The following is a 19693-nucleotide window of genomic DNA, read 5'->3' on the forward strand; positions in this document are numbered from 1 at the left end:
GGGATATACGACCAGGAAAATACAGGCGACTCCAAATGATTCTCCAGAGACTGCGGAAGCACGCGACGCTGCGACCAGGCTGCGCGAGGACTCGAACGAGGCAGCCCAATATCTGCTGAGCTCTGCGAGAGCGTGTGGAAGCCCGATGCGGGGGGCAGGTTCTCACGTTTGCGTTCGAGTGCGATCCATTCGCTCTCAAATCGCGACTGGCGTCTTTGACGCTGGATTTGAATCCACAATAGATACGTGCCGACAATACACCTGTAAGCAACGTCTGCCAGTCATAGAGCGCGCCTTAGCAATGCCAAGAAGATTCTGTGGTCGCGTTCAGAATCAGATCAGATATTGTCTGATGCGGCAATGCCTAAACTTGAGAGAGAGCTGAAAGCCAGCGGGACTCTTAAGGTGGGAACAGCGAACGAGCGCGGTTCGCCACCCGCTAAGACTGCGGCATTTACTTGCTAGGGAGACCTCGACGAAATTTGGATACCGCCGACGGCGAGGAAGCGTTCGCCAGGAAATCCGATCGACCGCATGTATTCTCCGCCCGCAATACCCAGCATGTTTGCAGAGAGGTCGAGCCATTCGGCCACGAGACCTATTGTGGCCGCCAGGGCTCCGGAATCGCGCCACACCAAGCTCTCCGGATTGTTGTACGCCGCTGAGACCTTGTCCATGTCGGCCACAAACCGAAGCGTGCAGCCTGCGGCCCCCGGAAGCAGTTGGACCACCTCCGCCCGATTTAATGCCGCCGAGCCAGCGCGGTGGTTGAGCTCAGCGAACCCATGCCTGGGCAGGTACAGCCTCGGCTGCCCATCGTTTGCGCACATCTGGCAGACTATATGGATGCAGTGAAGCCCGCCCGCCGCTGGCGCTGGCCGCCGGTCAATCTCGATCCCGGCGCGTCCGACACCGTCGTTCGTGACCGTTCTGGCCGAATGCCAGAGCACCGCCTCGATGTCCGACCAAGCAATATCGCCCCCGACGCTTGATCGGCGGGCCTGCAGCATTTCCTTGAAGGCGTGCTCATGCGTTGGCTGCGGCGGGTCCAGCACCGATAGGGTGCAGTCGGGAGGCAGCCACGCAACCCATTTCCCTGCTGGCGTTCGAGGGTGGGGTTCGTCAGTGAGGAGTCCAGCCAAGGGCCTGCCATGTGTTGAAGTGCTTGGTGCAGCCGCGGCACCTGCCGCAAGCGTAGTTGCCGGTATGACAGGAATGCGCCCAGGCAAGCGTGCCCTGATCGATTCCCGATCGACGCACCAGCTCGACCGCATCGAGTTCGATGGCGGGCGCCTCGACGACTATCCCGCCCTCCTGCATGGCCATGAGCTGCGATGCCCGCTCCACGAACTCGGGCCGACCGTCGGCGTGGGCGCCATCGGTGGCCAGAGCGCCTATCAGCAGCCGCGACACGCCATGGCGCACCGCCGCCATTCCGGCCAGCGTGACGAGCAGTTGGTTCCGGAAGGGCCACCATTCCGACACCGGCGCCGCGGCGTCGGGCGCGGTACCGGCCATATCGCCAGAACCCAGGGACGAGCAGTCGACCCGGATCACCTCGTGCGAGATGCCGAGTAGTTGGGCCACGTGGCCGGCGGCGTCGATCTCGGCTTCGGCCGGCTTCTGGCCGTAGTCGATCGTCAACGCGACGTCGGGCCGAAGCCACCATGCGATGCTGACAGAGTCCATGCCGCCCGACAGGAGCAAGGCGGTAGTCATCGCGGCAGTCTCCAGACAGCCTGGTAGATGGCCGTCGCGAAGTCGCTGGTCACCGTCGCCCCGGAGCCTACGAACATCTTGAGATCCTCCTCCCGCGAATTCTCGGCCAGCGCGACGACCGGTATGCCCTTGCGGATGGCGTAGCCCGCCTCAAAGACGGTCCCGGGGTCCATCCCGTTGACGATCGCCAGCAGTACGTCGCAGTCCTCGATGCCGGCGAGATCCGCCGGAGCGACGACCTCGGCGGCGCCCGGTCCGACCTCGTGGATGGGCGAGAACACCTGGGCACCTGCTTGCAGCAGGGCGCGCCTGCTTTCCTCCACCAGCCAGCGCTGCCCGAGGTCGAAGAACGGCGCCGCCAAGTATATGCGGCCCGTACCCGGGCGCACCTGCTCGAACGGCATCGTGGCAAGCGTGGCGGCGTCCGGGGTGGGAAGGGCGCGATGGCCGCAGTACCACGCGGTCGCCCGCGACGCGATGTCCGCCGCGTCATCGGGCGCCATGTCCTCCAGGGCCCACATTGCAGCGAACGTTGCGGAGAAGACGTCGCCGGATCCCAATTTCCAAACGCGCTCCGATCGATAGAGGGGGATTTCCCACGCCCCGACCGGCGTGATTACCCGTGCGCCCAAGGCCCCCATCTTCAGCACGACCACCTCGGCACCGTCGTTCCGGAACAGCCAGTCGGCACCGGCGCGAGGATCTTCCTCGCCGGTGATCGAGCGCAACTCGAGCCTGTTGAGCACCACTGCAAGCCTCTTGGCCGACGAGCCGTTGGCAGTGAACGCGGCAGCGCCGAAAGCGGATTGTGGATCGTAAACCGCGATGTTGGCGGCGACGACGGCATCGCCCTCGAGCATGCCGTAGCGGAGCACGACGTCGTCTTTGACGGCGAGCGGCAGTCGCTGGCCCATCAAGCCGATCGGCGGCGATATGACAGGGTCGCCAAGCGTATGTGCGTAGTCAAACAACACCAGGAAAGGCAGGTCCGTGGGTACCAACTCGAAGTCGGCGAGTTCGGCGAGGAGTTCGACTTCGCTCCGCGCCCGATCGCTCATGTAAGCGTGCAACCGCTTCCGCGAAGCCTTGACGGTGCCGAGTGCCTGGGCGGCACGACCGGCGGATCCGAGGACGGCATCCCAGGTCGGTTGCAGGCAGCGCTCGCGGTAGATCCCGCCTACCACCGAAAGGCTGCGCATCAGACGGGTACCACCTCGACGGTGTAGACGCCGCCCGCTATGGCCAGCACCGTCGCCGTGTAGGCCACGCCACGTTGGACGATGCAGTTGATGACCTGCCTATAGCCCAGGAAAGTCAGGGAGCCGCCGATTCGTCCCATCGCGTCACGGACGACAAGGGTGCTGGTAGTGCCTGTGGGAACGACGTCGACGGTGAGAACGGTCCCGATGGACACGGGCCCCAGCACGGAAGGCTTAGGGCTGTTGATGGGGGCGTTGTAGGTCTGGCCGCAGGTGTCCGGCCCCCCTCCGATTCCCGGACTCAGATCGTCCCTGCTCGAGCCACCTCCTCCGGACATGCTGTCTTCCCCTTGCTGCGTCCTCCAGTTGAACTCGGATTCGACGCTGGCCGCAAGCCCGCGAATGACGGGCCGATCGATCGCATGGTTCGCCACATCAGTGCATCGAGCAAGGAAGCGCGTAGGCCGGCAGCGCGGCAGAACCCGATGAAACGGGATTCGAGGCTCACGTAGTCACTCGCAGGCGTCGCACCGCCGCCGAATATTCCCATATGGACGCACGCCCGCACGATGTGGATATCGAGTATCGCGACCTCGTCGCTCGCCCTGCGGTTCCGGACAACCCAAGATGCCGTTTTGGGGCCGATCCCCGGCAGCCGCGTCAGTGCGTCCCTGAGCGAGATGTCGTCCAGCGCGGCCTCGTCGATATCGGCGATCCTCGCGAGGCACTCGCCCAGTTGTCGCGACCTTTGCCTGGCGAAGCGATACCGGACCAACCTATCGCCAACATTCAGAGGCATCGTCAGCATGGCCTCGATCGCACCGACGTCAACGACGGCAGTGCTGCGCATCGCTTGCCGCACCCTCCCATATGCCGCGAGACCGACTTCAGCGGGCGCACCGTACCCACCGAGCAGGCAGGCGGCCACTTCCTCCGCCAGGGTGTCGCCAAGGCCGAACGCCTCACCGCCCGCCAATTCCTGCATCCAGGCCTGTGCGGCCCAGAATGCAGGGGTCAACGCTTCTTCAAACCGGCCCCAAGCCACTCCCGGGACCACGGACTCCGCAGGATCGGGCAGGAAGAGGCTCACGGGTGTGCCGTTGTGGAGGGAGATGACGTGTTGCATAAATTGTTCCGAGGAAGTATGCATTACATTCATTTCGTGAAACACAGGTCAATGCAATCGACGGATATCATCGATACCGTGAACGCCGTCCTAAGGAGCACTCGCACTCGCCAGCGCGAGTTGGCTGAGTTCTGCCGCGTCACCCAAGGGCATGTGAGCAAGGTTCTTTCGCGCAAGGTGCCGCCTTCCGCCGGGCTCGAGGCCGACCTCGCCGACTGGCTCGTGAAGGCGGACAGCACCGCAACTGCGTCCGGCTCGGAGTTGGAGGAGGCCATGAGCCGCCTGCGCAACGCGCCGGAGGAGCATCGAATGCATATTCTGCATATTCTTAATAACCTTTCGGCTCTCATATGATAGAGAGGTCGCGAAAGGGATTCGGCAGCGAGAATCGTTGGGCACCCCATCCGTGGCCCGGTGCCTCAAGTCGCCAGGCTGTCGCAGTACCATCTTTTGCAGGTGCAAAAAGCTGCGGTCGATTTGTCTCTTGCCAACGGAGTGTTTACCGTCCCAAGTGTAAAACCAATGAGCAGCGAGACCTGATGACCATGTTGGATCCCAAGCGCCGATGATCCATTCCGGAAACCTGTCTCACCTCGCCCCGCCTGACTTCCGCAAGGACGCCACGCTGGACCGACTGGCCGAGAGGTTCAACGTCGCCCAGTTCGTGAGCTTCTCGCCGTCGCCCTCGGGACCCCGGCAGGAATACTGCCGGCTGGCCGGATTGCCGGCCAACCACCAATTCGCCACCGCCTCGGAAGCCGTGCAGGCGCTGTTCGAACGGAGCGGGGAAGGAACGGTCAACATTCGCACCTTCAGCGAAGCGTCTTCGCAGAGCCGCGAGTTCCTCTATGCGCTGCAGGACTCTGAGGCCGTTCTGACCGCCCTGGCCCGTTTCGCGGCGGAGGGAAGCTTCGCCATAGTTAATGAGACCATTGACGTGTCCGATGGCGGCGTCTCCGGCGTGATCCTCGATGATGTCGTGGAGTTCCGTCCCGACGCGACGCCCCGTGGCGTCGAGAGGGAAGGTTTTGCCTCCCTCCCCGCCCCGTGGGCCAACGCCGCCTTCCAAACCGTCTTTGGATTCGGGCCCGAGCTCGCCCATGGCGAGGCGGCCCGCCTCGAGTTCAGCCTCCACCCCGCACCGCGGGGTTACCGGCAGTCGCACGTTCTCTATTGGGAGTTTGGTCCCCACGAAACCCTGCCCGGCAATCGGGTGGACGTTCGGTGGCCCAACGATTTCTCCCGGATGATGGGCGACAAAGCGTTCGGCCTGCTCGTCGCGCACCTGGCTGGTTTTCCGGTTCCACGGAGCACGGTAATTGGCCGGCGCTTGGCCCCATTTGCTTTCGGCACGCGGACCGGGTCCAAGGAGATTTGGACCAGGACGTGTCCGGTGGAACAGGTACCGGGCAAGTTCACCACCTCGCGAGGATGGTTGGACCCCTTCTCCCTACTGTTGAGGGAAGATCCCGACGGCACCGCGATCGTATCCGTGCTGGCCCAGGAGGCCGTGCCGGCCGTATGGTCGGGCGCAGCGGTGCAGGGTGCGGACCGCATCCTCTATGTTGAAGGCGCCTGCGGCACCGGCGAGGACTTCATGCAAGGCACTACGCCGCCGATGGCCCTTCCGGATGTAGTGGTGGCGACCGTCCACGCCACGCACGCCCGCCTCGTCGCCGCGCTGGGCGACGTACGCTTCGAGTGGGCGTTCGACGGCGAGCAGGTCTGGGTGATGCAACTTCACCGCGGCGCTAGCCGTTCGGCCGGCTCGATCATCGTTCCGGGCGAGGCGGACGGATGGGTAGTATTCGACGTATCGGAGGGTCTCGAATCGTTGCGGCTGCGGGTACAGTCGCTTCCGACGGGGCACGGGCTCCTGCTGCGGGGGGAGGTCGGCCTGACGAGCCACATAGCCGACGTCGCACGAAAGGCCGAGGTACCTACGCGCATGATTCGGGCGGACGATGCATAGCCAAGGTCGCCGAAATAGAACATAATGAGAACATCCAGGGTCCAACCTTGGGTCGACAAACAAGCAGGAGAAATAGAATGGCAAACTTCCAGGCTGTCGTGCACGCAAGGCAGGAGGCGAAGCGGGAACTGAGCACTCTGCGGGAGACGGTACGGATCCTGGCCGAGCAGCGTGCGCAGGAGAAGAAGGCGCAGGATGATGCCAAAGATGGACAGCAACACGGCCACGTTAATCAGCCGGCCTAGACCATGTACACCGATGCGGACCGCAGCCGAGAAGTAGTCCCCGAGAAGGACGGCCACGACAAAAAGTGGCGCGACGAGTTCGGCCGAGATTACGGGCGGATAATCCATTCCGCAAGCTTCCGCCGGCAACAGGGCAAGACCCAGGTCTTCCCAAGCAGGGAGTCGGACTTCTTCCGCAACCGGCTCACCCACTCTCTGGAAGTGGCGCAGATCGCTCAGGGCATCGCCGAGCGCATCAACTACGACTACGACAAGGATCTCGGCGGCAAGATCGACCCAAGGCTTTGCGCGACCGCCGGGCTCGTGCACGACATCGGTCACCCGCCGTTCGGCCACAACGGCGAGAGCGCGCTCGATAAGGCAATGCAACGCTACGGCGGCTTCGAGGGGAACGCGCAGACCCTGCGAATCCTGACGCGCCTTGAGAAGAAGTTGCGTTACGCCGAACCTTTGGCGGGGGACGATAGGGCAGGGCTCAATCTCTGCCATCGGACCATCGCGGCCACTCTGAAGTACGACAACGAGATACCCGCCATCCGGAAGGCGGCGGACGGCTTTGTCAAAGGCTACTACGGCTCGGAGAAAATTATCGTCGACCGGGTCAAGGCATCGGTGCTCAACGGCTACGTCCTCGGTGCTGAGGAGAAGTTCTGCACGATCGAATGCAGCATCATGGATCTGGCGGACGACATCGCCTACTCGGTCTACGACCTCGAGGACTGCTTCAAAGTCGGGTTCCTGTCCCCTGCGGAGATGCTGGCGTCGGACGACGCCTTGCTCAGCGCGGTAGCGAAGCGGGCCTCGAAGCCGATGAAGCGGACGGTGACCATCAATGAGATACAGGCTGTCTTCATGGAGATATTCTCCGAGATAATAGAGCAGCCGGCGGAGGATGCGGATTCGCCGCTCGACGGCATCGTGATAGAAGACGACATCGCCCAACAAGCGAAACGCGACGAGAGCCTGCTGACATTCGCCGAGGCGTACCGCACCTCCAAGGTCATGAGCGAGGACGGCTACAAGAGGACAGAGTTCTCATCGGAGCTCGTACACCAGTTCATCTCGGGGGTCGAACTCAAAGCCCACAAAGAGTGCCCATCGCTCAGCCAGATATACCTTCCGGAGAAGCTCATGCTCCGCAAGGAGGTGTTGAAGCAGTACACATTTGTGGCTGCGATCTATGCGCCGCGCGTGAAGCTTGGTGAATACCGGGGCTACGACCTCGTCACCGACATCTTCAAGGCTCTGATGGGAGACCGGGGTGACTTGTTGATGCCCGCCGACGTCCGGGGCCGCATTCGGAAAGCGCCTAATGTAAGCGTCAAAGCACGTGAGGTCTGCGACTTCGTCGCCGGCATGACGGACAGGTACGCGATGGAGTTCTGGGCGCGCCTTAACTCCGATGCAGCTGAGAGCATGTTTAAACCGATATAACTTGTGCTCCCTCGGTCTGCGCTGAGCCTGGTTCCCGCCTCAGAGTCAGCGCCGGTCCGAAGCGGTAAAAGAGGTCCGCACCTCCGACAGCTATTCGATCCTCGACACCCAGAAGCAGTCGGTCGGGTATCGTGAAGAGTTTCGGGCGCCGGCAGGCGTACGAAAGTCCCCGAGGAAGGAACCCGCGGGCCACAGGCGATGGCTATGGGGATTTCGGATTTCGGCAGATGTCGGCGATGGCGCGACCGCCGTCGGGAAGCTCTGGGGTGAATGCGGACAGACCGCTTCGTTGCGCCTCCGCGCGGTATTGTCGGGACGGTGGGCGGCTCGGCGCGGTTCTGTCGGAGTCGATAATCACCATAGACGTGCGTTGCTCCGTTGCCGGAGGCTGAGTGCCTGCAGCTGAAGGCTGAACCATTCCATGCCGGGTCATGGCGTGCTGGTCCCGGTCGACGGGGAACCGTGTGGCGGCCCACGCGGCTGCCTCCATCGTTCGAACACCTCGATCACGATCATGCGGCCGCCACAGCAGGGGCATGGCGGGCGGAAGTCGTCCGGCTCGTTCGTGGTGTCGTCATCCGACGGCACGGCGACGTTCAGGAGTTCACGAGCAAGCGCGAGGCTGGCCTTGCGAGCGGAGCCGGCGAGCAGGCCGCAATGCCGGATGCGGTGGAATCCCTTTGGCAAGACATGGAGCAGGAAGCGGCGGATGAACTCGTCGGGGCCAAGCGTCATGAGCTGCTGCCGGTCGGCGCCGTCGCGACGATAGTCCTTGTAGCGGAAGGTGACGCCGCTTTCGTCGAGGCGAATGAGGCGGCTGTTCGAGATCGCGACCCGGTGCGTGTAGCGCGACAGATAGGCGAGCACCGCCTCCGGGCCGGCGAAGGGCGCCTTGGCGTAGACCACCCAGCGCTTCCTCCTGACGGGAGCGAGGTGGCGCAGGAAGGCCCGCCGGTCGGTGAGGTGCGCCATCGATCCGAAGAAGCTGACCCGGCCGGCGTCGTGCAGCGCGACCAGACGGGTGAGGAATAGGCGGCGGAACAGCTTGCCGAGCACGCGCACTGGCAGCAGGAAGGCCGGACGCGACGATATCCACCGGCTTCCGTCCGGCGAGATGCCGCCACCCGGCACGATCATGTGCACGTGGGGATGGTGCGTCATCGCCGAGCCCCAGGTGTGAAGGACGGCGGTGATGCCGATGCGCGCGCCGAGATGCTTCGGATCCGCCGCGATCGTCAGCATCGTCTCCGATGCCGCCTTGAACAGCAGGTCGTAGACGAGCGCCTTGTTATGGAAGGCGATGTCGGCGACTTCGGCCGGCAGCGTGAACACGACATGGAAGTAGCCGACCGGCAGCAGGTCGGCTTCCCGCTCGGCGAGCCATGTCCGTGCAGCCGCGCCCTGGCACTTGGGGCAGTGCCGGTTGCGGCAGGAATTGTAGGCGATGCGCCACCGGCCGCAGTCCTCGCAGGCCTCCACGTGCCCGCCAAGGGCTGCAGTGCGGCAGTGCTCGATCGCCGACATGACCTTGAGCTCGGCGAGGCTCAGATGCCCGGCATGAGCGGCCCGGTAGGCGGGCCCTGCTGCGCGGAAGATGTCGGCAACCTCGATCGAGGCGCGCACGCTCAGCCGTCGGGTGAGAGCTCTTCCGGCTTGAAGAGGCCAAGCTTGTCGAGCGGGCTCGTGACGGTGCGCACCGTGCGGGTTGCAACCTTGGTGTAGAAGGCGGTGCTGTTGAGCTTGGCGTGCCCGAGCAGGACCTGGATGATCCGGATGTCGGTGCCGTCCTCCAGCAGGTGGGTGGCGAAGCTGTGGCGCAGCGTGTGCGGCCCGACCCGCTTGGCGATGTCGGCGGCCTGCGCTGCCTCGACGACCACGCGATAGAGCTGGCGGGTGCTGATGGGCTTCATCGCATGCTGCCCCGGAAACAGCCAGCCGTCGCGATGCATCACCCCCTGCTGGCGTCCGACCTTCCACCACTGACGCAGCAACAAGAGCAGGTCTTGCGACAGCATGGCGTTGCGATACCGGCCGCCCTTGCCGCGCTCCACCCGGATCAGCATGCGCTCGCTGTCGATGTCGGCGACCTTCAGCGCCGAGACCTCGGCGACGCGCAAGCCCGCGCCATAGGCAACCGACAGTGCGGCCTGGTGCTTGAGGCAGGTGGTGGCGTTGAGGAGACGGGCAACCTCGTCGCGGCTGAGCACCACCGGCAGCTTGCGCGGGTGCGCCAGACGAACGAGCTTGCGCGCCAGATCGGGACGATCGACCGTATGCGTGAAGAAGAAGCGCAGCGCCGACACGATGCTGTTCATCGTCGGAACCGGCACGCCGTCGTCCTGCTGCTCGATCTGGAACCGGCGCAGGTCGTCGGTTGTCGCTGTGTGCGGCGACCGGCCGAGGAACGTCGCCAGGCGTCCGATGTCGCGCAGATAGTTGCGCTGCGTCTCCTGGCTGAAACGTCGCATGTTCATGTCGTCGATCAGCCGCTGACGCAGTGGACTGATAGGTGCATCAAGAACAGGATAGGGCATGGTCAGGCTCCTTGTTGAAGAAGCCCGTGATGCTCTGCTGCTGCCGAACCACCCTCAATGCGAGCGCCACGTTCGGCTCGTGATCTCTACCTCACCCCACGCGCCCATCCCGCGCAGCGGGTTCGTTCTGCGGCCCCAAACCAGCCACGTTCGTCACGGGTTAATCGACCCTTCTTGTGGACGACGGGACACCGCGGAGGGAATACTAGTCCTCCTCCTGGTCCGTAGGTTCGCCAGACCCTACGAGAGAATACGAAGGAAATGTGTGGCCAACATAACGTATTGATTTCCTGTGGAAAACGATGACCCTCCGGGCCTGCAACATTGGTCGCCCAGTTTCGGTGTTTTCGACGGGGTTCAGTGTGATTTTCGGAGGTTGGAGGTTCGACTCGTCGTTTGGCGAACCGTCGCTGTTGGCTTCCAAACTAGACCCTCGCGAGGATGTATGGACAGCAGGCTTGCCTCGCGTCCCCCGATTGAGACCACCCGCGAGTTTTTGCTCTCGAGTTCATCCAGATAATCGGCCCACCATTGCATCATCCTGACGCGCTCTTCCCAGTGCTCTGCCCGGGCATAGGCGCGCCGAACGTCGTTGTTCTCAATGTGGGCCAGCTGCCGCTCTACGGCGTCCGGGTGCCACTTGCCGCATTCGTTTAGCAGAGTTGATGCCGTTGCTCGAAAGCCGTGCGCGGTAGCTTCTTCTTTGCCATAGCCCATACGGCGAAGGGCGGCGTTAAGCGTGTTGTCGGAAATCGGACGCGAACCCGATCGAACACTAGGAAACAACAGCGATCCACCACCAGAGATTTCTCTAAGTGAGGTCAGGACGCTGACGGCCTGCGTGGAAAGAGGTACGCGGTGCGGCCGTCGCATCTTCATGCGTCCTTCAGGGATGCTCCACACCGAGCTTTCGAAATCGAACTCGTCCCATCCGGCCGCGCGCAGCTCGCCGGGGCGGGGAAATAGCAGGGCCATCAGCTTCAGAGCGGCTCGGGTTGTAGGCTGTCCGTCAAATGCATTAATCGCCCTCAGCAAGCCTCCCAAGGCCTTAGGATCGGTAACCGCGGCACGGGGCGTGACCGTCGGACCGACGAGTGCGCCCCTCAGGGCGATCGTCGGATCTACATCGGCGCGTGCGGTTGCGATTGCATATCGAAACACGCTGCCGATGGTGGAGCGCATTCGCCTGGCCGACTCGTATCGACCACGAACCTCCACGCTGCGGAGAGCGGCAAGAATTGTAGCCGGATCGATCTCCCGAACGCTTTTGTCCCCAAACGTTGGATAGGCAAAGTCGAGCAGCCATTTGACCTTGGTGATGGTCCGGTCGGCACGTCCCTCCTTCTTCAGCTTGTCGACATAGTCCTCCGCGATTGAGCGAAAGGTGTCCTCCGCCGAAGCCTTTTGCGACTTACGCTCCTGTGCGGGGTCGATGCCACGTAGGAGGAGACGTTTGGCGGTATCGCGCGCCTCGCGTGCCTCAGCGAGGGAGATGAGGGGATAGCTGCCCAACGCCAGAAGCTTCTGCTTGCCGCCAAAACGATAGGCGAGGCGCCATAGGCGAGATCCGGTAGGCTGCACCCAAAGCTGGAGCCCGCCACCGTCAGACAATTTCACGAGCTTGGAAGCGGGTCGGGCATTACGGCATTTTACGTCGGAAAGAGCCATTTTCGGGGCCTCCATTTGGCTGCATCGATACCATCAGGATCTCCAATACCAGCGAAAATACCAGCCCCCCGCCTCGTTGGACCAACTGCGCCGAAATTCCACGAACCCCGACCATCCGCGCTTTGCACGCCGAAATCAGTAAGGATTTCAGCTAGTTGCCGAGACAGAAGCGTAGAGGCTTCGGCGAAAGGGACTGTCGGGAGAAGAGGGGATGGTGCCCAGAGGCGGATTCGAACCACCGACACGCGGATTTTCAGTCCGCTGCTCTACCAACTGAGCTATCTGGGCCTGTTCCGGCAAACGAAACGCGTGAACCGGATTTCATGAAGGCGCCTTGGGGCGCCCCTTGAAAGCGCGTGGGTTATAGCACGGGAATTTTGCCTGTCCAGCGCCTAGGTGGCGATTTCCGGCAGGAAAAGACAGGCTGTGGAAAGGCCGGCTGTCTCAGGTGCTTTCATCGCCACAATGGCCTGCGGGCTGGCCTCCTTTGGCCCTTGGCTCGGTCCCGGCGCCGCCAAACCGCGCTGCGACCGCCGGGGTCCGTCCTTAGCCGACGATCGGGATGCCGCTGTGCATTCGCCTCAACGAGCAACCGACCGTCGCTTCTACCTGGCGCTGGCCACGCTCCTGCGAAAATCGGAGGGCGTCATGCCGGCCAGCTTGCGGAAGGACTTGTTGAAGGCACTGAGCGAGCCGAAACCGGAGTCCATGGCGACGCGCAGCACATTGGCGTCCTGATGCATCAAGAGCGCCTGCGCGTAGCTCAGCCGCAGAAGATTGACATATTCGTTGAGCGTCATACCGGTCGATTTCTTGAACAGGCTCATGGCGTATTTGGGATGGATGTCGGCGGCGGCCGCTATGTTCATACAATCGATGTCGTAGAGAAAATTCTCGGCGATGAAATCGCACATGCGCCCGACATTGCGCGAGGACTGCTGGTCGAAGGCACTGCCGGCTTCCTGCCCGGCCGCCGTCTCTGGCACCAGCCGGTAGGGTTCGAACCGCACCCGCTCCAACCGCAGCAACAATTCGTTGACGGCATGCTCGGCCTTGGCCGGATCGCCCGAGCGGGCATAGCGGTTCCAGCGGGCGAAATTGTCGTTGTCGGATTGATCGGTGGCGCTGGTCACCAGCGTCGCGCCCGTCATCAGCCGGTGGCGCACGTCCGCCGGCAGATGCAGCCGGAAGAAATGCACCAGTGGCAGATGCGCGCCGGCATAGATGGCGTCGTCGCTGAGATCGTCCATCTGGTGCGGCAGGCCACCCCAGAAGAAGCACATCTCGCCGGCCGACAGGGAGATTTCGTGCTCGTTCATGCGGTAGTGCACGCTGCCGCGGACGATGAAATTCACCTCGACCTGGGCATGCCAGTGCGGCTTGAGCATCACCAGCGGAGCGGTGTGAAACATCTGCAAGAGCAGCGGCAGGCCCTCCACGCTGCTGGCGCCCGGCTGGTAAAACGGCCGTTCCGGCATCTTACTTTCCGCCAATTCCGTATTCCCTTTGTCGGCGACAAGCCTTCCGCGCCGAATAGTGTAGCCACGCTCGCAGAGAGAGCAAATGAAATGGGAGGATTTCAATGCGCATCACACTGTCTTGCGCCGCGCTCGCGCTTGTCCTGGGCTCAGCCCCGGCCTTTGCGCAATCCGGCGAAATCACCATCTGGAGCTGGAATGTCGCCGCTTCGTCGCTGAAGGCGACGGTTGCCGGCTTCAACAAGCTGCATCCCGACATCAAGGTCACGGTCCAGGATCTCGGCAACCAGCCGACCTATGACAAGTCGATCGCCGGCTGTGCCGCCGGTGGCGTCGGCCTGCCTGACATCGTTACCATCGAGAATGGCGAGGCCGAGAATTACTGGAGCCAGTTCCCCGATTGCTTCGTCGACCTGCATACGCTGGGTTATACGTCGGAAGACCAGAAGAAATTCCCCGATTTCAAGCGCACCGAACTCGAGGTCGGCGACAAGGCCTATGCCATGCCGTGGGATTCCGGCCCGGTCGCCGCTTTCTATCGCCGCGACTTCTACGAGAAGGCCGGGGTAGATCCGGCTTCGATCAAGACCTGGGACGATTTCATCGCCGCCGGCAAGAAGATCCAGGCCGCCAATCCGGGCGTCTCGATGACCAACGCCGATTTCAACGGCGACACCGAATTCTTCCGCATGATCTCCAACGAGCAGGGCTGCGCCTACTTCGCCGAGGATGGCCAGTCGATCACGGTCAGCGAACCCAAATGCGTCGACGCCCTGACCAAGGTCAAGGAGATGAAGGACGCCGGCATCGTCTCGTCCGCCGACTGGGGCACCAAGATCACCAACAACACGGCAGGCACCGTCGCCACCCAGGTCTATGGCGGTTGGTATGAAGGCACCATCCGCACCGAATCGGCCGGCGAAAACGGCAAATGGGGCGTTTATCTGATGCCGAGCCTAACCGCCGACGGTCCCCGCGCCGCCAATCTCGGCGGCTCGTCGCTGGCCATCACCTCGGCTTCGAAGAACAAGGAAGCGGCATACGAATACCTGAAATACACGCTCGGAACCAATGAAGGCCAGATCACCATGCTGAAGGAGTTCGGCCTCGTCCCCTCGCTGGTCTCGGCGCTGAATGACCCCTATGTCAGCCAAGGCCTGCCCTACTGGGGTGGCCAGGCGGTGTGGAAGGATATTCTGGGCACCTTGCCCAAGGTCGTCCCCAGCCGCGGCACGCAGTTCCAGAGCGATGCCGAAATCATCGTCCGTGCGGTGCAGACCAAATATCTGGCCGGCGGCTATCCCGATGCTAAGGCCGCACTCGACGACGCCGCAAAACAGATCGCCGCGGCGACCGGACTGCCGGTCAAATCATAAACTCCCAAGGACGGGGTCCGGGACGGCTCTTGCCGCCCGGACCTCCCGCCTGCGAGCTTGTCTGAAACACCGGATATGAGGGAGGAGCAGGATGCGCAACCGCAATGCCACGGCCTATCGTTTCCTGGCGCCCTATCTGCTGATCTTCTCCGTCTTCTGGGTGTGGCCGATCATCTCGTCGTTCATGATCTCCTTCCAGGCGACACGCACCGTGCCCTGGCGTTTCGCACCGGGCTTCAACTGGGGCCGGCTGATTGGCGATCCGGCCTTCTTCAACGCGCTGAAGAACACGCTGCTCATCCTCGTCATCCAGGTGCCGGTGATGATCGCGCTGGCCATGGTGATGGCCGTGCTTTTGAATTCGCCGCTCCTGAAGGCGAGAGGCCTCTACCGCTTCGCCTTCTTTGCTCCCGTCGTCGTCGGCGAGGTCGCTTATTCGGCGGTATTCCGGCTGATGTTCAGCCTCGATTTCGGTATCGTCAACAAGCTCCTGAACAGCGTCGGGCTGCCCAAGATCGACTGGTTCTCCAATGTCACGCCGGCCATGGCGCTGATCATGATCGCGGTCACCTGGCGCTGGGCCGGCTACAACGCCATCATCCTTCTGGCCGGCATGCAATCCATCCCCGAGGATGTCTATGAGGCGGCGACGCTCGACCGCGTCAGCAAGCTCAAGCAGTTCTTCTACATCACCTTGCCGCTCTTGAAGCCGGTCATCGTGTTCTGCCTGGTTCTCTCGATCATCGGCACCATGCAATTGTTCACCGAGCCCTTCCTGATCACCGAGCGCGGCGGGCCGGGTGGCGGCACCGAGACACTCGGCCTGCTGCTCTACCGCCAGGGGTTCCGGTCGCTCAATTTCGGCTATGCCTCGGCCGTTGCCTACACCATGGCGGCGCTGGCGATCGCGATCACGCTGGTGCAGCTGTGGCTGACGAGGGAAAAGCAATGAGTTCGCTCTCCTCCGCCCGCCTGAGGCGCAGCATCGCGCTGCATCTTTTCCTCACCCCGCTGGCGCTGATCTGGCTGTTCCCGCTGTGGATGATGGTGGTGTTTTCGACCATGCCCGACAACGGCATATTCAGCCCCGGAATCGAGCTTTTGCCGCACGGCAATTTCGTCGACAATTTCAACAATCTGCAGCGTGACACCAATTTCGTCGGCGCCATCGGCATCTCCGTCTCGGTGGCGGTGACCTACACCTTCCTGTCGGTGATGTTGACGTCGATGGCCGGCTGGGCGCTGGCGCGCTACCAGTTCTTCGGCAAGGGCGTGGTGGTCGGCATCATCTTCGGCACCATCACGCTGCCCTATGCGGTGGTGCTGATCCCGCAATTCATCATGGTGGCGCGCGACTTCCAGCTCGCCAACACCTGGGTGGCGTTGATCGTGCCGCCGCTGTTCAATTCGCTGGGCGTGCTCTTCATGCGCCAGAGCTTCTCCATGATGCCGGACGACCTCTTCGACGCCGCCCGCGTCGAAGGCGTGAAGGAATGGCGCATTTTCCTCTTCGTCGCGCTGCCGCTGGCGCGGCCGATGCTCGCCGCACTCGCCATCATCCTGTTCCTCGCCTCCTGGAACAATTATCTCTGGCCGCTTTTGATCAACAGCCAGCCCGGTTCGATGACGGCGCCGGTGGCGCTCGGCACCCTGATCGGCCTCACCAAAGTGTCGTGGGGCGGTATCATGGCAGGGGCCGTGATGCTCACCGTGCCGATGCTGATCGTCTTCGTGCTCCTGCAGCGCCATTTCATCGCCGGCATCGCCGCCGGCGCAGTCAAGTAAGAGGCAGCATGGCAACCGTTACGCTGAGCAATGTGGTCAAGCGCTTCGGCGTCTTCGAAGTCGTCCATGGCGCCAACATCGACATCAAGCACGGCGAGTTCGTCGTCTTCGTCGGCCCGTCCGGCTGCGGCAAGTCGACCCTGCTCAGAATGATCGCCGGGCTCGAGGACATCAGCGGCGGCGAGATTGCCATCGGCGGCAAACTGGTCAACGATGTCGAGCCGGCCGATCGCGGCATCGCCATGGTCTTCCAGTCCTATGCGCTCTATCCGCATATGAGCGTCGAGCAGAACCTCTCCTTCGGGCTGCGCATGACCGGCAACCCCAAGGCCGACACCGACCGGCGGGTGAAGCGCGCGGCCGAGATTCTGCGCATCAGTGAATTGATGGACCGGCGCCCGAAGAAACTCTCCGGCGGCCAGCGCCAGCGCGTCGCCATCGGCCGCGCCATCGTGCGCGAGCCGCAAGTGTTCCTGTTCGACGAGCCGCTCTCCAATCTCGACGCCGAGCTGCGCGTCCAGATGCGCGTCGAGATCTCGCGCCTGCACAAGGAACTCGGCGCCACGATGATCTACGTCACGCACGACCAGACCGAGGCGATGACGCTCGCCGATCGGATCGTCGTGTTGCGCGCCGGCCATATCGAGCAGATCGGCCGGCCGCTCGATCTCTATGACGATCCCGACAATCTGTTCGTGGCCGGTTTTGTCGGCTCGCCGAAGATGAATTTCATCAAGGCGCAAATTGCCGGGCACGATGCGCGTGGGGTCGTGGTCGAGCTGGCGGGCCAGGAGAAAACCCGTATCATCCAGCCACTGGCCGGCGCCGCGCCCGAAGTGGGCAGCAAGGTCATCGTCGGCGTGCGGCCCGAACATTTCGGCGGTGCCGGGGAAGGCGACACCGACGTTGTCGTCGCCATCGACGTGGTCGAGCATCTCGGCGGCACGAGCTTCCTCTACGCCCGAACGGCCCATGGCGAAGACGTGGTGATCCAGCGCGATGCGGCAAAGGTTCCCACAACCTCCGAGGTCACCGTTTCCATCCGCAAATCCTACCTGTTCGACGAAAAAGGGCTGCGGCTGCGCTGACCGGCCGCCCCCTCCCAGCCTTCAAGGAGAATGACAATGACCGCAACCACGCCCATTCGCTGGGGCATTCTCGGCCCGGGCAGCATCGCTCAGGCCTTCGCCGGCGGCGTGGCCGCTTCGCGCACCGGAAAACTGGTCGCCATCGGCGCGCGCAATCCCGGCAAGCCAGGCCTCGCCGAAGCCTTTCCCGGCGCTCGCATCGTCGACGGCTATGAAGCGCTGCTTGCCGATCCCGACATCGATGCCGTCTACATCGCGATCCCGCATCCTGGCCACGCACAATGGGCGATCAGGGCGGCGGAAGCGGGCAAGCACGTGCTGTGCGAAAAGCCGCTGGCGCTGACCGCCTTCGAGGCCGACGCCATGTTCCATGCCGCGCGCAAGGCCGGCACTTTTCTGGGCGAAGCCTTCATGTACCGGCTGCATCCGCAGACGCTGAAGCTGGTGGAACTGATCCGGTCCGGCGTCATCGGCGAGGTCAGGATGATCAAGTCGAGCTTCGGCTTCGCCATGCCGGGCTTCATGCCGCAGCATAGGCTCTATGCCAATGATTCCGCCGGCGGCGGCATACTGGACGTCGGCGGCTATACCGTCTCGATGGCGCGGCTGATTGCCGGGGCGGCGGCGGGCCTCCCCTTTGCCGAGCCCGACAAGGTGGTTGGTACCGCCCATCTTGGCCAGTCCGGCGTCGACGAATGGGCCTCGGCGCTGCTGCATTTTCCCGACGGCATCGTCGCCGAGGTTTCCTGCAGCATCTCGCTGAACCAGGACAATGTGCTGCGCATTCTCGGCACCAAGGGTCGCATCGAAGTGCCGGACTTCTGGTTCGCCGGGGGAAATCGCGATGTCGGCCTCGGCCGGATCGACGTGATCGGTGCCGATGGCTCGCGCGAGACGATCAGCGTCGATGAAAAGCGCCATGTCTATTCCTTCGAGGTCGACGGCGCCGGCGAGGCCATCCTTGCCGGGCGGCAGGAGTTCGCTTGGCCGGGCATGGATTGGGCCGACAGTCTCGGCACCTTGCGCGTGCTCGACAGATGGCGCGCTGCCGTCGGACTGGAGTACGAGATCGAGAAGGCCCAGCTGCGCACCAACACCATCTCCGGCCGGCCTCTGCGGTCCAGCGGCACGGCGATCGGCAAGCGCGCCATTCCGGGCCTGGCGAAGTCGGCGTCGGTGGTGGCGCTCGGCTTTGAGGATTTCCGCACCTTCTCCTCGGGCTCGATCCTGCTGGATGCCTTCTTCGAGGCCGGCGGCAATCTGTTCGACACCGGTTTCGTCTACGGTGGCGGCTACACCGAGACGCTGCTTGGCCAGTGGTTGCGGAACCGCGGCGTGCGCGAGCAGTCGGTGATCATCGCCAAGGGCGCGCATTCGCCGCTCTGCTATCCCGACGTGATCGGCAAGCAGCTTGCCCAATCGCTCGACCGCCTGCAGACCGACCATGTCGACATCTATTTCATGCACCGCGACAATCCGGATGTGCCGGTCGGCGAGTTCGTCGATGCCATGGACCTTGAGGTGAAGGCCGGTCGCATCCGTGGCCCGTTCGGCGGTTCCAACTGGACGATGCAGCGCATGGACGAGGCGATTGCCTATGCCGAGCGCACCGGCAAGCAGAAGCCCGGCGCGCTTTCCAACAATTTCTCGCTGGCCGAAATGCTGGAGCCGATCTGGGCGGGTTGTGTGGCTTCGTCCACCGACGACTGGAAGGCCTGGCTGACATCCAGGCAGATGCCGAATTTCGCCTGGTCGAGCCAGGGCCGTGGCTTCTTCACCGAGCGCGCCGGGCGCGACAGGCGCGACAGCGAGGAACTGGTGCGGGTCTGGTATTCGGAGCGCAATTTCGGCCGCCGCGACCGCGCCATCGAGCTCGCCGCGCGACTGCGCAAGAGCCCGATCCACGTTGCGCTGGCCTATGTGCTCAACCAGCCTTTCCCGTCGGTCCCATTGATCGGGCCGCGCACGCTGGGCGAGTTGGAAGACAGTCTGCGGGCGCTGGACATCGCGCTTTCGCCTGCCGATCTCGAGTGGCTGGACGGCGGCAGCCTGCACGCGGCCTGATGGAA

The 19693-nt window shown here is 63.2% G+C and carries 18 protein-coding genes and 1 tRNA gene; 9 read left to right on the forward strand and 10 right to left on the reverse strand.

Annotated features, from left to right (window positions below; translation table 11 throughout):
• Nucleotides 1-461 precede the first annotated feature (461 nt).
• The 5 genes from MAFF_RS26230 to MAFF_RS26250 form a co-directional block, all read right to left on the reverse strand.
• Complete coding sequence (locus MAFF_RS26230; protein WP_044549239.1) at nt 462-1055, reverse strand: hypothetical protein; 594 nt, start codon at nt 1053-1055, stop codon at nt 462-464.
• Between the two features lie 67 nt (nt 1056-1122).
• Nucleotides 1123-1719, reverse strand: a complete 597-nt coding sequence (locus MAFF_RS26235) for a 7-cyano-7-deazaguanine synthase (RefSeq protein ID WP_010914039.1) — start codon at nt 1717-1719, stop codon at nt 1123-1125.
• Entirely contained in the window at nt 1716-2918 is a 1203-nt protein-coding gene (locus tag MAFF_RS26240) for a PfkB family carbohydrate kinase (protein ID WP_010914040.1), read from the reverse strand. The genes MAFF_RS26235 and MAFF_RS26240 overlap by 4 nt, the downstream gene beginning before the upstream one ends.
• Nucleotides 2918-3058 carry a hypothetical protein gene (locus tag MAFF_RS39365; RefSeq protein ID WP_157866085.1) on the reverse strand — a complete coding sequence of 47 codons (141 nt, stop codon included), beginning with the start codon at nt 3056-3058 and terminating at the stop codon, nt 2918-2920. The genes MAFF_RS26240 and MAFF_RS39365 overlap by 1 nt, the downstream gene beginning before the upstream one ends.
• A 161-nt stretch (nt 3059-3219) precedes the next feature.
• Nucleotides 3220-4044 carry a hypothetical protein gene (locus MAFF_RS26250; RefSeq protein WP_044549243.1) on the reverse strand — a complete coding sequence of 275 codons (825 nt, stop codon included), beginning with the start codon at nt 4042-4044 and terminating at the stop codon, nt 3220-3222.
• Between the two features lie 18 nt (nt 4045-4062).
• Here MAFF_RS26250 and MAFF_RS26255 point away from each other — a divergent pair, with 18 nt between their 5' ends.
• From MAFF_RS26255 to MAFF_RS26265, 4 genes are all read left to right on the forward strand, one after another.
• A complete protein-coding gene (locus MAFF_RS26255; RefSeq protein WP_044549245.1) occupies nt 4063-4398 on the forward strand; it encodes a hypothetical protein in 336 nt (111 codons plus the stop codon).
• 211 nt (nt 4399-4609) lie between these two features.
• A complete protein-coding gene (locus MAFF_RS26260; protein WP_010914042.1) occupies nt 4610-6016 on the forward strand; it encodes a hypothetical protein in 1407 nt (468 codons plus the stop codon).
• A 77-nt stretch (nt 6017-6093) separates the two neighbouring features.
• Entirely contained in the window at nt 6094-6261 is a 168-nt protein-coding gene (locus MAFF_RS39370) for a hypothetical protein (protein ID WP_155914955.1), read from the forward strand.
• Nucleotides 6262-6264: 3 nt separating this feature from the next.
• Nucleotides 6265-7695, forward strand: coding sequence for a deoxyguanosinetriphosphate triphosphohydrolase family protein (locus MAFF_RS26265; protein WP_010914043.1), 1431 nt, complete (start codon nt 6265-6267; stop codon nt 7693-7695).
• A gap of 429 nt (nt 7696-8124) precedes the next feature.
• Here the strand turns inward: MAFF_RS26265 and MAFF_RS26270 are convergent, their stop codons facing one another.
• The 5 genes from MAFF_RS26270 to MAFF_RS26290 all read right to left on the reverse strand — a co-directional run bounded on the left by MAFF_RS26270 (nt 8125) and on the right by MAFF_RS26290 (nt 13375).
• Nucleotides 8125-9318 carry an IS91 family transposase gene (locus tag MAFF_RS26270; protein WP_010914044.1) on the reverse strand — a complete coding sequence of 398 codons (1194 nt, stop codon included), beginning with the start codon at nt 9316-9318 and terminating at the stop codon, nt 8125-8127.
• A 2-nt stretch (nt 9319-9320) separates the two neighbouring features.
• Nucleotides 9321-10229: a tyrosine-type recombinase/integrase gene (locus tag MAFF_RS26275; RefSeq protein ID WP_010914045.1), complete on the reverse strand. Its 909-nt coding sequence runs from the start codon at nt 10227-10229 to the stop codon at nt 9321-9323.
• Between the two features lie 357 nt (nt 10230-10586).
• Entirely contained in the window at nt 10587-11897 is a 1311-nt protein-coding gene (locus MAFF_RS26280; protein WP_044551361.1) for a tyrosine-type recombinase/integrase, read from the reverse strand.
• Between the two features lie 212 nt (nt 11898-12109).
• Nucleotides 12110-12185: transfer RNA gene (locus MAFF_RS26285), tRNA-Phe, on the reverse strand.
• Between the two features lie 317 nt (nt 12186-12502).
• Nucleotides 12503-13375 (reverse strand): helix-turn-helix domain-containing protein, encoded by an 873-nt coding sequence (locus MAFF_RS26290; RefSeq protein WP_010914047.1) that lies wholly within the window; start codon nt 13373-13375, stop codon nt 12503-12505.
• A gap of 104 nt (nt 13376-13479) precedes the next feature.
• On the opposite strand from MAFF_RS26290, the gene MAFF_RS26295 reads away from it, so the two are divergent.
• The 5 genes from MAFF_RS26295 (at nt 13480) to MAFF_RS26315 (ending at nt 19688) form a co-directional block, all read left to right on the forward strand.
• Nucleotides 13480-14751: an ABC transporter substrate-binding protein gene (locus MAFF_RS26295; RefSeq protein ID WP_010914048.1), complete on the forward strand. Its 1272-nt coding sequence runs from the start codon at nt 13480-13482 to the stop codon at nt 14749-14751.
• A 91-nt stretch (nt 14752-14842) separates the two neighbouring features.
• Complete coding sequence (locus MAFF_RS26300; protein ID WP_010914049.1) at nt 14843-15703, forward strand: carbohydrate ABC transporter permease; 861 nt, start codon at nt 14843-14845, stop codon at nt 15701-15703.
• Entirely contained in the window at nt 15700-16536 is an 837-nt protein-coding gene (locus MAFF_RS26305; protein WP_010914050.1) for a carbohydrate ABC transporter permease, read from the forward strand. The genes MAFF_RS26300 and MAFF_RS26305 overlap by 4 nt, the downstream gene beginning before the upstream one ends.
• 8 nt (nt 16537-16544) lie before the next feature.
• Complete coding sequence (locus MAFF_RS26310) at nt 16545-17624, forward strand: ABC transporter ATP-binding protein (protein ID WP_010914051.1); 1080 nt, start codon at nt 16545-16547, stop codon at nt 17622-17624.
• A gap of 36 nt (nt 17625-17660) precedes the next feature.
• Nucleotides 17661-19688, forward strand: coding sequence for an aldo/keto reductase (locus tag MAFF_RS26315; protein WP_044549254.1), 2028 nt, complete (start codon nt 17661-17663; stop codon nt 19686-19688).
• Nucleotides 19689-19693 lie beyond the last annotated feature (5 nt).

It is taken from the genome of Mesorhizobium japonicum MAFF 303099, assembly GCF_000009625.1.
Classification (GTDB): Bacteria; Pseudomonadota; Alphaproteobacteria; order Rhizobiales; family Rhizobiaceae; genus Mesorhizobium; species Mesorhizobium japonicum.

Excerpts from the sequence above, each read along its gene's own strand:
- MAFF_RS39365 (WP_157866085.1), bottom strand. The coding sequence starts at position 3,058 with ATGGGACGAATCGGCGGCTCCCTGACTTTCCTGGGCTATAGGCAGGTC.
- MAFF_RS26295 (WP_010914048.1), top strand. The coding sequence starts at position 13,480 with ATGCGCATCACACTGTCTTGCGCCGCGCTCGCGCTTGTCCTGGGCTCA.
- MAFF_RS26290 (WP_010914047.1), bottom strand. The coding sequence starts at position 13,375 with ATGCCGGAACGGCCGTTTTACCAGCCGGGCGCCAGCAGCGTGGAGGGC.
- MAFF_RS26310 (WP_010914051.1), top strand. The coding sequence starts at position 16,545 with ATGGCAACCGTTACGCTGAGCAATGTGGTCAAGCGCTTCGGCGTCTTC.
- MAFF_RS26255 (WP_044549245.1), top strand. The coding sequence starts at position 4,063 with ATGCATTACATTCATTTCGTGAAACACAGGTCAATGCAATCGACGGAT.
- MAFF_RS26240 (WP_010914040.1), bottom strand. The coding sequence starts at position 2,918 with ATGCGCAGCCTTTCGGTGGTAGGCGGGATCTACCGCGAGCGCTGCCTG.
- MAFF_RS26260 (WP_010914042.1), top strand. The coding sequence starts at position 4,610 with ATGATCCATTCCGGAAACCTGTCTCACCTCGCCCCGCCTGACTTCCGC.
- MAFF_RS26315 (WP_044549254.1), top strand. The coding sequence starts at position 17,661 with ATGACCGCAACCACGCCCATTCGCTGGGGCATTCTCGGCCCGGGCAGC.
- MAFF_RS26265 (WP_010914043.1), top strand. The coding sequence starts at position 6,265 with ATGTACACCGATGCGGACCGCAGCCGAGAAGTAGTCCCCGAGAAGGAC.
- MAFF_RS26305 (WP_010914050.1), top strand. The coding sequence starts at position 15,700 with ATGAGTTCGCTCTCCTCCGCCCGCCTGAGGCGCAGCATCGCGCTGCAT.
- MAFF_RS26250 (WP_044549243.1), bottom strand. The coding sequence starts at position 4,044 with ATGCAACACGTCATCTCCCTCCACAACGGCACACCCGTGAGCCTCTTC.
- MAFF_RS26235 (WP_010914039.1), bottom strand. The coding sequence starts at position 1,719 with ATGACTACCGCCTTGCTCCTGTCGGGCGGCATGGACTCTGTCAGCATC.
- MAFF_RS26275 (WP_010914045.1), bottom strand. The coding sequence starts at position 10,229 with ATGCCCTATCCTGTTCTTGATGCACCTATCAGTCCACTGCGTCAGCGG.
- MAFF_RS39370 (WP_155914955.1), top strand. The coding sequence starts at position 6,094 with ATGGCAAACTTCCAGGCTGTCGTGCACGCAAGGCAGGAGGCGAAGCGG.
- MAFF_RS26280 (WP_044551361.1), bottom strand. The coding sequence starts at position 11,897 with ATGGCTCTTTCCGACGTAAAATGCCGTAATGCCCGACCCGCTTCCAAG.
- MAFF_RS26300 (WP_010914049.1), top strand. The coding sequence starts at position 14,843 with ATGCGCAACCGCAATGCCACGGCCTATCGTTTCCTGGCGCCCTATCTG.